Origin of the sequence: Chitinophaga filiformis (genome assembly GCF_023100805.1) — a bacterium.
GTDB classification, from domain to species: Bacteria; Bacteroidota; Bacteroidia; order Chitinophagales; family Chitinophagaceae; genus Chitinophaga; species Chitinophaga filiformis_B.
This window is the reverse complement of the sequence record NZ_CP095855.1, coordinates 957,079-972,215: the sequence shown is the minus strand read 5'-3', so window position 1 is coordinate 972,215 and position 15,137 is coordinate 957,079. Positions and strand designations below refer to the sequence as shown.

16 protein-coding genes are annotated in these 15,137 nt (G+C 48.9%); 8 read left to right on the top strand and 8 right to left on the bottom strand.

Annotation, left to right across the window (positions count from 1 at the left end):
• Positions 1-103 precede the first annotated feature (103 nt).
• Positions 104-700, top strand: coding sequence for a hypothetical protein (locus MYF79_RS04060; RefSeq protein WP_247812677.1), 597 nt, complete (start codon positions 104-106; stop codon positions 698-700).
• Here the strand turns inward: MYF79_RS04060 and MYF79_RS04055 are convergent.
• The 3 genes from MYF79_RS04055 to MYF79_RS04045 form a co-directional block, all read right to left on the bottom strand.
• The gene (locus tag MYF79_RS04055) at positions 697-2,019 is read right to left on the bottom strand and encodes a D-alanyl-D-alanine carboxypeptidase/D-alanyl-D-alanine-endopeptidase (protein WP_247812676.1); all 1,323 of its coding nucleotides are present in this window, start codon (positions 2,017-2,019) and stop codon (positions 697-699) included. The genes MYF79_RS04060 and MYF79_RS04055 overlap by 4 nt on opposite strands.
• A gap of 68 nt (positions 2,020-2,087) precedes the next feature.
• Positions 2,088-3,425: a Gfo/Idh/MocA family protein gene (locus MYF79_RS04050; protein ID WP_247812675.1), complete on the bottom strand. Its 1,338-nt coding sequence runs from the start codon at positions 3,423-3,425 to the stop codon at positions 2,088-2,090.
• 68 nt (positions 3,426-3,493) lie between these two features.
• The gene (locus tag MYF79_RS04045) at positions 3,494-4,465 is read right to left on the bottom strand and encodes a formylglycine-generating enzyme family protein (protein WP_247812674.1); all 972 of its coding nucleotides are present in this window, start codon (positions 4,463-4,465) and stop codon (positions 3,494-3,496) included.
• Positions 4,466-4,640: 175 nt separating this feature from the next.
• Here MYF79_RS04045 and MYF79_RS04040 point away from each other — a divergent pair, with 175 nt between their 5' ends.
• From MYF79_RS04040 to MYF79_RS04025, 4 genes are all read left to right on the top strand, one after another.
• Positions 4,641-5,570 carry a hydroxypyruvate isomerase family protein gene (locus MYF79_RS04040; RefSeq protein WP_247812673.1) on the top strand — a complete coding sequence of 310 codons (930 nt, stop codon included), beginning with the start codon at positions 4,641-4,643 and terminating at the stop codon, positions 5,568-5,570.
• A gap of 47 nt (positions 5,571-5,617) precedes the next feature.
• The gene (locus MYF79_RS04035) at positions 5,618-5,965 is read left to right on the top strand and encodes a phage holin family protein (RefSeq protein ID WP_247812672.1); all 348 of its coding nucleotides are present in this window, start codon (positions 5,618-5,620) and stop codon (positions 5,963-5,965) included.
• A gap of 10 nt (positions 5,966-5,975) precedes the next feature.
• The gene (locus MYF79_RS04030; protein WP_247812671.1) at positions 5,976-7,955 is read left to right on the top strand and encodes a thiamine pyrophosphate-dependent enzyme; all 1,980 of its coding nucleotides are present in this window, start codon (positions 5,976-5,978) and stop codon (positions 7,953-7,955) included.
• Positions 7,956-8,026: 71 nt separating this feature from the next.
• On the top strand, positions 8,027-8,170 hold the full coding sequence (locus MYF79_RS04025) for a hypothetical protein (RefSeq protein ID WP_247812670.1): 144 nt from the start codon (positions 8,027-8,029) through the stop codon (positions 8,168-8,170).
• A 65-nt stretch (positions 8,171-8,235) separates the two neighbouring features.
• Here MYF79_RS04025 and MYF79_RS04020 read toward each other — a convergent pair whose 3' ends face one another.
• Positions 8,236-8,976 (bottom strand): NYN domain-containing protein, encoded by a 741-nt coding sequence (locus MYF79_RS04020; protein ID WP_247812669.1) that lies wholly within the window; start codon positions 8,974-8,976, stop codon positions 8,236-8,238.
• 113 nt (positions 8,977-9,089) lie between these two features.
• On the opposite strand from MYF79_RS04020, the gene MYF79_RS04015 reads away from it, so the two are divergent.
• Positions 9,090-10,328: an MFS transporter gene (locus MYF79_RS04015; protein ID WP_247812668.1), complete on the top strand. Its 1,239-nt coding sequence runs from the start codon at positions 9,090-9,092 to the stop codon at positions 10,326-10,328.
• A 170-nt stretch (positions 10,329-10,498) separates the two neighbouring features.
• Here MYF79_RS04015 and MYF79_RS04010 read toward each other — a convergent pair whose 3' ends face one another.
• The 3 genes from MYF79_RS04010 to MYF79_RS04000 are packed head-to-tail and all read right to left on the bottom strand — an operon-like array spanning position 10,499 to position 13,527.
• On the bottom strand, positions 10,499-11,575 hold the full coding sequence (locus tag MYF79_RS04010; RefSeq protein WP_247812667.1) for an iron-containing alcohol dehydrogenase family protein: 1,077 nt from the start codon (positions 11,573-11,575) through the stop codon (positions 10,499-10,501).
• 23 nt (positions 11,576-11,598) lie between these two features.
• On the bottom strand, positions 11,599-12,327 hold the full coding sequence (kdsB, locus tag MYF79_RS04005) for a 3-deoxy-manno-octulosonate cytidylyltransferase (protein ID WP_247812666.1): 729 nt from the start codon (positions 12,325-12,327) through the stop codon (positions 11,599-11,601).
• A 9-nt stretch (positions 12,328-12,336) separates the two neighbouring features.
• Positions 12,337-13,527, bottom strand: a complete 1,191-nt coding sequence (locus MYF79_RS04000) for a DegT/DnrJ/EryC1/StrS family aminotransferase (RefSeq protein WP_247812665.1) — start codon at positions 13,525-13,527, stop codon at positions 12,337-12,339.
• An 80-nt stretch (positions 13,528-13,607) separates the two neighbouring features.
• Between MYF79_RS04000 and MYF79_RS03995 the strand changes: the two genes are divergently transcribed.
• Positions 13,608-14,030 carry a YybH family protein gene (locus tag MYF79_RS03995; RefSeq protein ID WP_247812664.1) on the top strand — a complete coding sequence of 141 codons (423 nt, stop codon included), beginning with the start codon at positions 13,608-13,610 and terminating at the stop codon, positions 14,028-14,030.
• A 132-nt stretch (positions 14,031-14,162) separates the two neighbouring features.
• On the opposite strand, the gene MYF79_RS03990 is transcribed toward MYF79_RS03995, so the two are convergent.
• Positions 14,163-14,357 carry a hypothetical protein gene (locus MYF79_RS03990; RefSeq protein ID WP_247812663.1) on the bottom strand — a complete coding sequence of 65 codons (195 nt, stop codon included), beginning with the start codon at positions 14,355-14,357 and terminating at the stop codon, positions 14,163-14,165.
• 509 nt (positions 14,358-14,866) lie between these two features.
• On the opposite strand from MYF79_RS03990, the gene MYF79_RS03985 reads away from it, so the two are divergent.
• Positions 14,867-15,079: a hypothetical protein gene (locus tag MYF79_RS03985; RefSeq protein WP_199654445.1), complete on the top strand. Its 213-nt coding sequence runs from the start codon at positions 14,867-14,869 to the stop codon at positions 15,077-15,079.
• The last annotated feature ends 58 nt before the right edge of the window (positions 15,080-15,137 follow it).

Sequence of the window (15,137 nt, the reverse complement as noted above, 5' to 3'; positions counted from 1 at the left end):
TGCCCGCCTTACCATCCTATCTGCCCTATACATTCTATAACTATTTCGTTCCTTTATGCTGTATAGGTCCCTGTTTTTTGTCGGAGCATTAGCCATATTTTCTATGTATGCCTGCCGTAAAGAGAAAAGTCTTGAAGACAATATCACCAACTTTCATTGCGGTTACGCGCCTTACTCCACCGGGTCTTCTTTTACCTACCAATACACTAACAGCAGCGGAGATACTTCAGCATATGAGCTGCTGGTAACCGGCGATACGACCATCCTTGGTCATGTGTATTCCGTTGTCACTGACGGTTATTCCAACCAGTTCATCCGCTGTGATAACGGCAGTTACTTCCTGTACGAACAGGCACTATCCCTGCCGGATTATCAACTGGAGGGTGGAGACAGGTTGTTCCTGCACGATGATTACAGCGAGGGAAGCAGCTGGAGTGACACCGTATCAGTGACTATTTCCGGTGTAGCACAGAAGGGATTACTGCAATACCATATGCTCGGACAGCAGGTATCGCATACCGTGTTGGGGAAGGAATATAAAAATGTTATTGTAGTACGGCAGGATGCCGCCGTTCTGGCCGGAGAATCCGCATACCCGGTGGGTACCATTGCCACGTATTATTATGCGCTGGGAATAGGCTACATAGAGACCGCCTCTCCTACTGATACCATCCGTCTGCAGCAGTATACGATCCGCTAGTATTTTTCCCAGACCTGGGTCAGGAAACGCTCTACCGTTCTTCTGACATTGGAGGCGCTGTTGTTATGGTTATTTACCAATACACTGAATACCAGTGTCTTATTCTTTTTCGTAACAAGATAGCCGCTTAGGGCCACACATCCCGACAAGGTACCTGTCTTGGCGTGGACGAACTGTTGCTTGTAGTAGTTCTTCAGCGTGCCTTTACCCCCTGTCGGGAACAAGGCATAAAGCCTTTCAGAAGGATAGGTCTTATACATGTCTGACAATACACTTACGAAGTCCCGCGGAGAGAACAGGTTATATCTCGACAGGCCGGAACCATCCACCCACTTAGGCGTATCGGGCAAATTGGCCAGGTAGCTCTTCTGCATAAAATCGATGGTGCGGGCGGTGCTGATCGTATCCCAAAGTCGCGCAGCACACATCATCAGCGTCTGTTCTGCGAAGAAATTATCGCTTCTGTGCATCATTGGCAGGAACAGGGAGTCTGCCGGGATGCCTTTCAACAATGTGAAAGCTGTTGATGGTATCGGTGTTCCATCTGTCAGCACTGTAACCGGTTTATGTAATGTATCCTGCAGCCTGTAAGCAAGATCGCCCAGGGGGCCTGTTATGAAGGGTACTTCTGTTTCCTGTACACTTTTATCATTGCCGTTAAAGGTCAGGGAAAAGCGGTTGCTCCGTTCGTCCCTTTCCGCGAGAAGCTCCTCCAGCGTATCATTTCTGCGAAAGGTAAAATGCGCGGTGTCGCTGAACATACGCGGCCAGATCACTGTGGTATCGCCATGGTGACGGATGTGGGCTACGTTGCCATACATGGGCCATTCATTTAATTCCGGCTGGTAGTAGTCCTGATAATCACTCCATGCCCATCCACTGCCGAAACGTTTATTCTCCGATACGGCGGGCACTATCGTTATCCGTTTGGAGGTCTGTTGCATTAACTGCCAGGCAGGTTGCAGCGTGTAATCCGGATGAAGGAAGGCCGGATCTGCAGTACCTTTTACATACAATACAGAATCGGTTTCCAGGTAACGTAATGCAGGCAGAGAATCGCCCAGCAGGCGCAGGGCGGTATACAAGGTAAATATCTTGGTATTGGATGCAGGCGTGAAATAGTGATCGTCCTGGTAGCTGTACCAATATTTTCCGGTGGCTGGTTCATAAATGCAGACACCTGTATGTGCCTGCCGCAAGGCTGGGTTGGTCAGTAATTCCTCCTCTGCCCATTTTTTGATCTGGCCATATTGTGCAAAAGAAGTCTGCTTCATCAGCAATGGCAGGCAGACCAACAAAACGATCCTGAATACTCTCATATACATCCAATAAAGCGAAGGCCCCTTGCCGGGGCCTTCAATATCCTCTTTTATAAATATACTAAGCGTTAGCTAAAATATCTAGTGATACCTGGTTTTGCGTAAGCATAGTTGCCAGATGCATCGGTCACCACCGGTGGCGCAGCATCGAAGGCATAAGTAGCCGGCTGCAGGTTCAGGCCAGAATTAAGCGCCTTGTCAAAAGCGATGGTCTGTCCGGAATAAGTGGCCAGCCTTCCGATAATAGCGGTGAGCGTTGTCTTAGCTGCCCTTTCTGCATCCCAGAACTTATGTTCTCCTTTGGCAATAGCGGCAAACAGTTCATCATGCTCGGCCTGGTAGGGCTGGTTTTCTTTTTTCTTATCGAACTGGTACAGCACCTTTCCCTTGTGATCTTTGATCACAGCCTTATCCATCAGCATACGGCCTTTTATACCTACTATTTCTTCATCCACCCTGCTGTCGGCGTCTTTCCAGTGCCGGCACTGGCTGTTCATCACCACGCCATTGCCATAGCGGTATTCTACATAGTGGTGATCGTAGATCTCTCCGAACTCTTTGCCGGTACGCACGGAACGGCCACCCATCCCTACGGCTGTTACCGGGTAATCGTTCATGAACCAGTTACCCACATCAATATTGTGAATATGCTGTTCTACGATATGATCGCCACACAGCCAGTTGAAATAATACCAGTTACGCATCTGGTATTCCATTTCTGTATACTCCGGTTTACGTGGCCTTACCCACAGCGCTCCCTGGTTCCACCATACCTGCATGGACACTATGTCGCCGATAATGCCGTCCTGGAAGCGTTTATACATTTCGCGGTAAGAGGTCTGATAACGGCGTTGCAGGCCTACCACCACATTCAGTTTCTTTGATTTTGCCACTTCGGCGGCATCCAGCACCCGCTTAATACCCGCAGGATCGGTAGCTACCGGCTTTTCCATGAAGATGTGTTTCCCCTGTTTCACGGCCTCCTCAAAATGGATGGGACGGAAACCCGGGGGCGTTGCAAGGATCACCACATCTGCCAGTGCGATGGCTTTCTGGTATGCGTCGAAGCCTACAAACTTGTTTTCTTCCTTTACATTCAGGCGGCCCGGTTTATCGCCTACTTCGTCTTTGATATTGTTATAGCTTGCATTCAGCTTGTCGGCAAAAGCATCGGCCATTGCCACCAGTTGCACATTTTCTTTTGTGCTGAGTGCCTGTACAGCAGCACCGGTTCCGCGACCGCCACAGCCGACCAGGGCTATTTTGATAACATTGTCTGCACCTGAAAAAAAGTTGGCCTGGGACAGCATAGGTGCCGCCAGCAGTCCGCCGGCTAAAAGAGACGATTGTTTCATAAAGTCTCTGCGGGTTTTTCCGTGGAATTGATTCAGTTCTTCCTGTTGCATGATAGAGTTTTTATGTGTTAATGTGGGGGATATAAATAATAAGGAATATACAGCCCTGTTAGTGGCTGTTATCTTGCTCCTTTATACTGATCGATGACTTCCTCAAAAAATTGTTCTGCTTCTTCTTTTGTCGGCTGTTTCAGCGGCCGGACTACACGGAATCCTACAAAAGGAGCATCTGCGTTCCACCAGTAACTCTTAGGGATCTGCGGGTCACGGCGGTTCCAGTTAGGGTCAGATTTCAGACGGCTGGCACAACGCAGCAAGGCTGCGTCATCGCGGTAGTTCCCCCCCTTGATGGTCCGGGGAGTTTTGGTTGTCGGCTTAGTCCAGGGGTCCGTATCGGACGCATGCTGCAGGTACTGCTCGTCATACTGGTCCAGTGTCCATTCAGCCACATTTCCCAGCATATCGTACAGTCCCCAGGCATTGGGCTTCAGTTCTCCAACTTTATGATATTTATTATCACTGTTGGCGGCATACCAGGCATAATCCTTCAGCTGCGAGGCGTCATTGCCGAAAGGATAGGCCGTGGCAGCTCCGGCACGACAGGCATATTCCCATTCAGCTTCTGTAGGAAGGCGGTAGAAAACGCCGGTTTTCGCATAGAGCCATTTACAGTACATCAGTGCTCCATACTGGCTCATACTATTGGCCGGGTAACCGCCTACTTTTCCCATACCGAGCGTCAGATCTATATAAGGTGGGCTTGGCCGGGTCATTCCATCAGGAATAGGCGTCTTGTCTTTTTCCGGATCTGAATATACATCATACTGCTCGAAGGTCACTTCGTATGCGCCCATCCAGAAAGCGGCGATCTTTACTTTTTTCTGAGGGCCTTCGTCAGCGCCTCTGCCTTTTTCACCATCCGGGCTTCCGATGGTGACCTCTCCCGCAGGTATAGGCACCATTTTAAATGTGAATGTTGTTCCGGGCAGCTTCTCCTCATACGCGGTAAACGGCTGGTTGATAGTTTCCTGTGCGAATGCGGTACCGGTCAGCATGCTTCCCAGCGATAACGCCAATAGTCTGTTTTTCATAACACTTCTTGAAAGATAAAACCTGTAATGCCTGTGAATTTATTAAATCAAATAATGGAATGCAACGTTTTTGTGATGAAGATGCGTCAATTCTACACTTTTCCTCCGTCTCCCCTTGCAACAGAATCAAAAAGCGATTACATTTAGTATTCATGCAATCAACCCTTAGAACGTTATGGAAAGAAGAAAATTCCTTCAGCAAAGCACATTAGCAGGACTATCCACGCTGGCTATAGGCAGCACAGCCGCGGCAATGCCCAATGGTCTCACAAAGCCGGAACCTGCCGCCGGGAAGACATTTAACCTGAACTATGCCCCCCACGACGGGATGTTTAAAAACAGCGGCGGCGCCAGCTTCCTGGACCAGATCCAGTTTATGTATGACCAGGGCTTCCGCGCCATTGAAGACAATGGGATGATGAAACGCGATCCTGCTGAACAGGAAAAGATCGGAAAGCTGCTCAGTAAACTGGGTATGCAGATGGGCGTTTTTGTGATCGATGCGGGAGACAACTGGAAGGTATCGCTCACCACCGGCAAGCAGGAGTTCAAAGATGCTTTTGTAAAAATATGTAAACAGGCGCTGGAAACGGCTAAACGTGTGAATGCCAAATGGGCAACCGTGGTACCGGGTTACTTTGAGAGGAACCTGCCTATCGGCGTACAGACAGGCAACGTGATCGAGGCTTTTCGTATGGGAGCAGACGTACTGGAGAAAGAAGGGCTGATCATGGTAATGGAACCATTGAGTGATAATCCTGACCTGTTCCTCCGTACGGCAGAACAGAGCTATGGAATCTGTAAAGCGGTAAACAGTCCAAGCTGTAAGATCCTGTACGACATCTACCATATGCAGCGCAATACCGGCAACCTGATCCCCATCATGGACCTTTGCTGGGATGAGATAGCCTATATCCAGATAGGAGACAATCCGGGCCGAAAGGAACCTACCAGCGGCGAGATCAATTACAAGAATATTTTCAAGCACCTGCATAAAAAAGGCTTTAAGGGCGTGCTGGGTATGGAGCATGGCAATGCCAACCCCGGCAAGGAAGGCGAACTGGCGGTGATAAAAGCTTACAGGGAAAGCGATGATTTTCTGTAATCCGGTGTAACTTCATTTTTGTTACCTTCCCAAAAAATTTCATCATCATGAACTTTCTCATCCGCTTGCTTGTGACGGCACTGGCAGCCATGCTCTCAGCATACCTGCTGCCGGGCGTCACTATCAAGGATTTCACAACTGCGCTTGTACTCGCATTAGTATTGGCGGTCCTGAACCTGTTGGTAAAACCCATACTGATACTACTAACACTTCCTGCTACGATACTTACACTGGGATTGTTCCTGCTGGTGATCAATGCTGTTATTATACTGCTGGCCTCTAACCTGGTAAAAGGGTTCAAGGTGGACGGATTCTGGTGGGCGCTGATATTCAGCCTGGTCCTGACCGTTGTAAACGGTATCATGCACAGCATAGCGGGAGGCGATAACGATTGAGCTTAATACCATGTATTTTGAACGTGCACATATCAGTGACGGAGAACTGCTGACGTTTTATAAAGCGTTGCTATACCCCCGACTGGTAGAAGAGAAGATGTTGCTGTTGCTGCGGCAGGGGAAAGTAAGCAAATGGTTTTCCGGCATCGGCCAGGAAGCCATTGCAGTAGGCGCCACACTAGCGTTGGATAACGACGAGTGGATCCTCCCCCTGCACAGGAACCTGGGTGTGTTCACAGCCCGGCAGTTGCCTTTGCAGCAACTGTTCCACCAGTGGCAGGGCAGTCCGCTGGGCTTCAGTAAAGGACGGGAACGATCCTTTCACTTCGGCAGCCGGCAACATCATATCTGTGGCATGATCTCTCACCTGGGCCCACAGCTTTCCATTGCGGATGGCATTGCCCTGGCACATAAACTAAAAAAAGAGGACAAGGTATCCCTGGCCTTTACCGGCGAAGGCGGTACCAGTGAGGGCGAATTCCACGAAGCCCTGAATGTGGCGGCAGTATGGGATTTGCCCGTCATCTTCCTCATAGAGAACAATGGCTATGGACTGAGCACACCGGTAGAAGAACAGTACCGCTGTGAGCAGCTCGTACAGAAAGCTGCCGGATATGGCATGCGGGGGATGCGCATCAACGGGAACAACCTCCTGGAGGTATATCACGCTGTAAAAGAAGCAAAACGTCATGCCCTGCAGGAACAGCAGCCGGTATTAATAGAGGCCATGACCTTCCGCATGAGGGGACATGAAGAAGCCAGCGGCACCAAATATGTTCCTCCCGCCCTGCTGGAGGAATGGGCCAAACAGGATCCCATCCTGCATTTTGAAAGTTTCCTGCAGTATCTGCAACTTATCAACGAAGAAGGCATTCACGAGGTCCGGGAATCGCTGAAGCACGAAATAGACAGAGATATCAATACCGCATTGGTAGCGGTATCTCCACCGGTCAGCGAGGCCGATGAACTGAAGGATATTTACGCCCCCGCTCCCAGCCCCCTTCCACCTGCAACAGACGGCGCTGTTCGCGATAAAAGATTCATCGACGCTATTTCAGAGGGGCTGGACCAGGCCATGGAACAGTATCCCGAACTGGTATTGATGGGACAGGATATTGCGGAATATGGCGGGGCCTTTAAGATCACAGATGGTTTTGTTGCAAAATATGGAAAGGAACGAGTGAGAAATACCCCCCTGTGCGAAAGCGCCATTGTAGGCGCCGGGCTTGGACTGTCCATTATGGGATATAAAAGTATGGTGGAGATGCAGTTTGCTGACTTTGTAACCTGCGGCTTCAACCAGATCGTTAACAACCTGGCAAAGATCCACTATCGATGGGGCCAGACCGCCGATGTCGTGATCCGGCTGCCGGCAGGTGCTGGTGTAGGGGCCGGCCCATTCCACTCGCAGACGAATGAAGCCTGGTTCACACATGTTCCGGGCCTGAAAGTAGTGTATCCCGCCACCCCGGCAGATGCCAAGGGCCTCTTACTCGCTGCCTTTGCCGACCCCAATCCTGTATTGTTCTTCGAGCATAAAGCACTTTACCGCAGCATCAGCGGGCCGGTGCCGGAAGGGCCTTATACCATCGGGATCGGGAAAGCCCGGCTTGTGCAGGCAGGAGAAGATATCAGCATCATCACGTATGGCAGTGGTGTAAACTGGGCACAGGAATATGCACAGCATTATCCACAGATATCCATTCATATACTGGACCTCCGTACTTTATTACCCCTGGATTATACCGCAATCCGGGAAGCGGTAGCCGCTACCGGCAAGGTGTTAATTCTTCATGAAGATACACTCACCGGCGGATTGGGTGGAGAGATCAGCGCGTGGATAGCGGAACATTGCTTCCACCTGCTGGATGCCCCGGTGATGCGCTGCGCAGGACTGGATACCCCGGTTCCCTTCGCCGCAGCACTGGAGAAAAATTTCCTGGCTAAATCGCGTCTGCATCAGTATATAGAGCAACTGGCAAGCTATTAGCCTAGTACGTATGTTGGGATTTTCGAACAGAATGCGCTAACTTGCAGCCCGGACCACTAAACATTATTTTTATGTTGCTTGAAGTAATCAATAACGTAGAGACTACCGATTTTTACAGGGCTGGAGACAAGGTTGCTCACTATCTGACCTATGCAGTTATTATCCTGTTTGCATTAATGTTCCTCTACGCAGCTATCAAATACGCTAAGCGCTAGTATCCAACTTATTAAGATATTAAAAAGGCTGTTTTACTCCATAGTAGAGCAGCTTTTTTTATGTCTTATTTTACCCTGACATACACAAGCTTCCCCATTTTACGGCTGCTTTCGCGGATATCTATTTCGAAATCCTCAAAGCTCTTGATCAGCTGTATCAGCTTGTTATATCCATAGTTACGCGCGTCGAAGTCAGGCTGTTTCTTCAGCAACAGGTTGCCCAGCTCTCCCAGGTAGGCCCATCCATCTTCATCTGCAATATCATTAATACTTGAAGACAGCAGGTTGATCACCTCCTTATCGGCCTTACTGATACCCTTAGCACCACTTTTATCTGTTTTACGTTTCGTGGACGACTCCTTCCCCGTATCTGCCAGGATCTCCAGGTAAATGAACTTGTCGCAGGCTGCGCGGAAGGCGCTGGGCGTTTTCCGCTCTCCCAGCCCGAATACACGCATTCCAGCCTCCCGGAGGCGGGTAGCCAGACGGGTGAAATCGCTGTCGCTGGTGATCAGGCAAAATCCGTCCACCCTCCCGGTGTAAAGAATATCCATGGCGTCAATGATCATGGCTGAGTCAGTCGCATTCTTGCCACTGGTATAACTATACTGCTGTATCGGGGTAATGGCATTGTCCAGCAGTACCGCCTTCCAGCCGGTCAGCGTGGGCTTTGTCCAGTCTCCATATATCCGTTTGAAAGTCGGGATGCCATACTTGGCAACTTCTTCCATCATGGCCTTTACGCTGGCGTAAGGAATGTTATCTGCATCGATGAGGACTGCCAAACGGAGCTCTTTGTTTTCCATACCTGTAGATTGGGGTGTCTGACAAATTTACTACCGGCCCGCCGATAAATAATATAAGTTGTATTTTTCCTGTTAACCGCCTGGGGTTCTGCCCTTTATTGTAACTTTGCAGCATGGACCAGGATCAGTTGCCCGGGAGAATTTACACCTTCCATTTCATAATGTTATGCCTCAGCAACGCACTGTTTTCCGCCAGCTTTAACATGTTGCTACCGGAATTGCCCGCCTATCTGACCCGGATGGGTGGTGAGGACTACAAAGGATATATTCTTGCGCTTTTTACGCTAATGGCCGGATTGTCCCGCCCCTTCAGCGGAAAGTTGACAGATACGATCGGACGTGTGCCGGTGATGATCTTCGGCTCGCTGGTATGTGTGGTGTGCAGCCTTTTGTACCCACTGGTCAGCTCTGTAGGCGCCTTTTTATTACTCCGTTTCTTTCATGGTTTTTCCACCGGCTTCAAGCCTACCGGTACCGCCGCCTATGTTGCGGATATTGTACCTGCTACCCGCAGGGCCGAAGCAATGGGCATGGTTGGCCTGTTCAGCACCATCGGCCTCGCCATGGGACCGGCCATTGGTGGTTATATCACTAATCACTGGGACATACATATCATGTTCCAGGTATCGGCAGTATTTGCATTATTATCTGTCGTGATACTGATGGGCGGTATGCGGGAGACCTTACAGGACAAACAACGCTTCCGTTTATCCACATTAAAGATTGCCAGGAATGAAATATTTGAGCCCCTGGTACTGGCGCCGGTGATCGTTATCTTTCTGACATATCTCAGCTATGGGGTACTATTCACCATCATTCCGGATTTCAGTACCTACCTGGGCATCCAGAATAAAGGCCTCTTCTTTACTTTCTTTACTGCCGCCTCGATCAGTATTCGCCTGCTGGCCGGTAAGGTGTCCGACAAATACGGCCGGGTGCCTGTTCTGAAAATCTCTACCATTACCATGGCCATCGGTGTTTTCCTCCTGGCCATTGCACATACGCCGGCCATGATGCTGACGGCAGCCATCATTTATGGCGTTTCTGTCGGCATGAACTCTCCCGCTATTACCGCCTGGACGATCGACCTGGGTCATCCGCAACACAAAGGCCGGGCATTGGCCACCATGTATATTGCAATGGAAGCTGGTATCGGGTTGGGCGCATACCTGTCTGCCTTTATCTATCACAATGATGCCCGCTTCTTCCCACTCACGTTCTACTGTACAGCAGTTGTAACACTGATGGCGGCCCTCTATCTCCTGTTTATTTACCACAACCGCCGCCTGCAGATCATGTGGCGTTTTGTTCATATGCGGGCGCCTGTTCCTATCAGACGGTTCCTGCCGTAAGCTTATAAAGAAAGGCGGCATCATGAATAAAAATGTCCCCAAAAGTCAGACACTTTTGGGGGCATTTCAAAAAGAGGCCAATCAATTCGCCTCGCTTACCTCCAAAAATCAGGCTTTTGGAAGCGAGGTGAAATGATTGGCCTCTTTTATTATAAATGATGTCTCCGGTATTATAACTGCTCGTACAAAGCACGGAGGCGTTCGCGCGTCATCTGCTCTTTCCAGTTCTTACCCAGTGCATTTTCCCACAGGGGCGCCATTCCCAGCGATACGTCTATCATCGCATTGAACTGCTCGTCAGACAGACCTTTCGTAATACCCTGCGGGATGTCGATATTATGCTTCTTCACCATCTGCTTGAATTCCTTCACGCCTTCGGGGTAAAACTCTTCCAGTTTATCAAACACGATACAGTTGCCGATACCATGTTTCGTACCCAGCAGGTATGACAGGCCATAACTTACAGCATGTGCCACGCCCACCTGTGAATAGGCAATACTCATACCACCTGCATAAGACGCCATCATCAGTTTCTCGTCAGCATCATCGTCCCAGGTGTTTTTCTCCAGGAAGATCTCCTGGCAGAGACGTAGCGCTTCTTCTCCGTAAGAACGGCTGAAGGCATTCAGGTAGGTACCCTGCAGGGATTCGATACAGTGGATATAGCAATCCATCGCTGTATAAAACTGCTGGTTCACCGGTACGCCCTTTATCAGGTCGGGGTCCAGTACGATCTGGTCAAATGGTGTAAAGTCGGAGTTCATACCCAGCTTACGGGTCGGTCCGGTCAATACGCAGGTACGGCTTACTTCTGCGCCTGTACCGGAGAGTGTGGGGATACCCACCTTATACACACCAGCTACCTTTACGAGGTCCCAGCCCTGGTAATCAGCAGAAGAACCAGGATTTTTCATCATCAGGGATACCGCCTTGGCCATATCCATTACAGAACCACCGCCAATACCAATGATGCCGCTTACCTCGCCAAACTCCGCTTTCAGTTCGTCCCGTACTTTATCCACATATTTGGTCTTCGGCTCGTCAGTAACATCAATGTACACGATCTTATCTTTACCTCTCAGGGGAATACGTTTAGCAAAAGCCTCATTACCCTGGAAGAAATAGTCTACAAAGAATATCATTGGCGCATCGCCCTTACGGCGGGGAGCCAGTATTTCATCAAGCTGGTCAAACGCACCACGGCCAAACACTACATAATCGACCATTTTAAAGTTCCTGAATTTCATCTCAGTCGTTTAATGATTTAGTATTACAGTAATTTTTCCGCCTTCAGCAGGTCCTCCGGCGTATCTATCTCCACACCCATATATTCTGTCACTACCATTTTCATGGGAATACCATTCTCCAGGTAGCGCAGGCATTCTATTTTCTCTGCAGCTTCCAGCGGACTTACCGGCATTTTGGTAAAGTCCATCAGCGTCTGCCTGCGGAATGCATAGATGCCGATGTGCTCATAATATACGGTCTGGACATTTTTGTCGCGCGGGTAAGGGATCACAGCGCGGGAAAAGAAGAGGGCATTGAACTTTTTATCCACCGCCACTTTCACGTAGTTCGGGTCTTCGATGGATTTCTGGTCTTTCAGTACCTGCATCAGGGAGGCCACCTGTACCTGTTTACCTTCTTCTCCTTCAAATACTTTCAGCAACTTTTCCAGCGGTTCCTTCTGCGTAAAAGGCTCATCTCCCTGTACATTTACAACAATATCAACATCTGCACGGTCTTCAATAGCTTCCGCTATACGATCGGTACCGCATTCATGTTCCTTTTTGCTCATGACAGCTTTACCGCCGTTACTGACAATTTCATTGTAAATGACCTCACTGTCGCACACCACCATTACCTCGTCAAACACCCCGGTGTTCACGGTACTTTCGTATGTACGCAGAATAACGGATTTACCTCCCAGCCTAGCCATCAGTTTACCCGGGAAACGGGTAGCCCCATAACGGGCGGGAATCAAGGCTACTTTCTTCATGCTTATCTTTTATAGGGCGCTCTTTACTGCGTTCACCAATTTCTCAGCACGCTGCTGTACTTCCTCGTCGCTCCAGCTCAGGTTAATAGGCGTACAGATACAGCGGCTCATAATAGCGTCTGACACGGGGAACTGTTTCACCTTGTACAATTCCATTGCCTGCTGCAATCCGGGAGCGAAGCGGGAAAGCACGGTGCTTTGCTTGAAGTGTTCCCAGTTGCGGATATAGTGCCAGTTGTTATCATACCAGTAGAAGGCAGGCAAACCGGCAGCTTTCATTGCTGCAGCTGCAGCTCTTGCCTGTTTTTCTTCCGGCAGGAAAAAGGCCAGGAAGGTAGCGCTGTCGCCATCTGCATCAGGCAGGCGGCGGAAGGTTACACCCGGTACAGTTGCCAGGGCATCCTTGAAGATCTTTTTTGTTTTCCGGTGGATGCTCAGGAAAGTATCCAGCTTGCGTATCTGGGCAAGGCCCACGGCAGCATGCAGTTCGGAAATACGGTAGTTATACCCGATAAACGGGTGCAGGTCAGCGCCCCGGTCTACGCCCAGGTGGTCGTGACCATGGTCGGAATATCCGTCACATTTAATATAAATGTCCCTATCGTTTGTTACGATAGCGCCACCTTCCGCACAGGTAATTGTTTTTACAAAGTCGAAAGAGAAGGCACCGGCATGACCGATGGTTCCCAGCGCTTTGCCTTTATAACTGCCGCCAAAGGACTGGCAGGCATCTTCCAGTAAGATCAGGTTGTGTTTGTCACAGATAGCCTTCAGCGCATCCAGGTCGGCCATGGCGCCGCACATATGTACAGGCATCACCGCTTTGGTACGGGGGGTAATGGCGGCTTCCACTGCTTTAGGATCCAGCGTCAGGGTGTCATCCACATCTACCAGGACGGGAGTTGCCCCTACGGAAAAGATACACTCAAAGCTGGCCACAAATGTGAATGTCGGCATGATCACCTCATCCCCGGCGCCAATTCCCAATGCAGCCATAACTGTTGTGAGGGCGGCAGTACCACTGGATACCAGTTGGGTGTGGGCTACGTTCAGTTTTTCAGAAATGGCCTGTTCCAGCTCTTTAGCTTTCCAGATACCTTTACGGGGACCATCAAAGCCATAACGCATAAAAATGCCTGTTTCCAGTACATCATTTATCTCTTTGCGTTCTTCCGGGCCAAAAAATTCATATCCGGGCATAAGTTATTGATTTTTGCAAAGGTAGTATAATCGGATTGCCCTGCATCGCAAAAACTGTTTATCTTTTACTAAAAATTACCATGCGTTTATTATTGTTCCTTATCCTCTTGGCCGCTCCGTTTACGGCCATACGTGCCCAACAGCCCCAGTCTGCCATCAAGGCTTTGCTGGCGAAACAGACTGCTTCCTGGAACCAGGGCAACCTGGACGCCTTTATGACAACTTACTGGCAGTCCGATTCCCTGATATTTATTGGCAGGAAGGGTCCCACCTATGGCTGGCAGGCTACGTTAGATAATTACAGAAAATCTTATCCTGACACAACAGCCATGGGCAAACTGGCGTTCAATATATTGGAAATGAAGCCCCTGGCTTCAGATGTGTATTTTGTAGTAGGTAAATGGCACCTGCAAAGAACGGTGGGCGACCTGCAGGGGCATTTCTCGCTGATCATTAAACGTATTAAGGGCAGCTGGAAGATCATCGCTGACCATAGTAGCTAAAAAAAAACCATCCCATGAATGGGACGGCCTGCTATACACCACAACATTAAAGAAGAATGTTACTAATCGTTTTTCCTCCGTAGGAAATACCATATTACATTAAGAGGTCAATCAATAAACTATGGTAACGATTTAGTTTTCAGTATCCTGATCGCGCACCGTTGCATTTTCTTTTTCGGGCTCTTCCGAAAGGTCTGCATGCAGCGGATTGCTATTGTTATTATGTTCTGCTTTGTCTGTTTTTAAAATTTCAACGGGATGCTGTTCTCTCTGCGCATAATTTTCCGAAGATTTTTTATCCTTTTCAGATTCCTTTTCACTTAGCATAACTTTCCGTTTTTAGTTGTTATCGTGTCATCTTCAATTATAATACTTGCAAAGTCTGTTCCATGAGGTAAATCCTTGCCAATTACGCATTACACGGCAGTAATGAGTAAAGCATTCCACACCGGGCGCCCCAAACCGTTGTAAAGGATGTGAAGCAGTTTCCACAAAGCAATATTGGCCGGGGCCGATGCAATAGATTGCAGCTTTGCCCCGTTCGGTACGTTTTAGCACTTTTTTAGCAGCCGGCCCATTAACAATATTGTAATTTAGTTTGTCCAAACTCAATACTGCAAAGGAATAGCGCCTGGAAACACTAACATTGTTTTAACTTTTATGTGCCTGCTAATGGCATAAATATTGAACATTATATCATCCAGCCGTGTTGATAACCATGATAGTTATACCTCAGCAATAGTGTACAGTTACCCTAACGAGAAACACGGACGTAAATCGAAATTGGCAACTTGGATATCTACAATATAAATTCTATAACAAATAAATATGCTACTATGAACATCCGGGATTACCAGTGGTCGGTACTGAAGAAACTGCTAAAGCAGCGGTTCAGTCAACTTTCAGATGAAGATTTAGTGTTTGAAAGAGGTAAAGAGAGGGAGCTGTATAGCAGGCTTGGACGGAAAACCGGCAAGTCGCAGGAAGATGTTGCCCGCATAATCAAAGGTATGCAACAAGCATATTTGCAGCAGTCCACATTGCTGTAGGTTCGTAAAGTGATCAATTATATGTTACCCGTATGGGCCAAAAGCCTGTAAGTGTTTT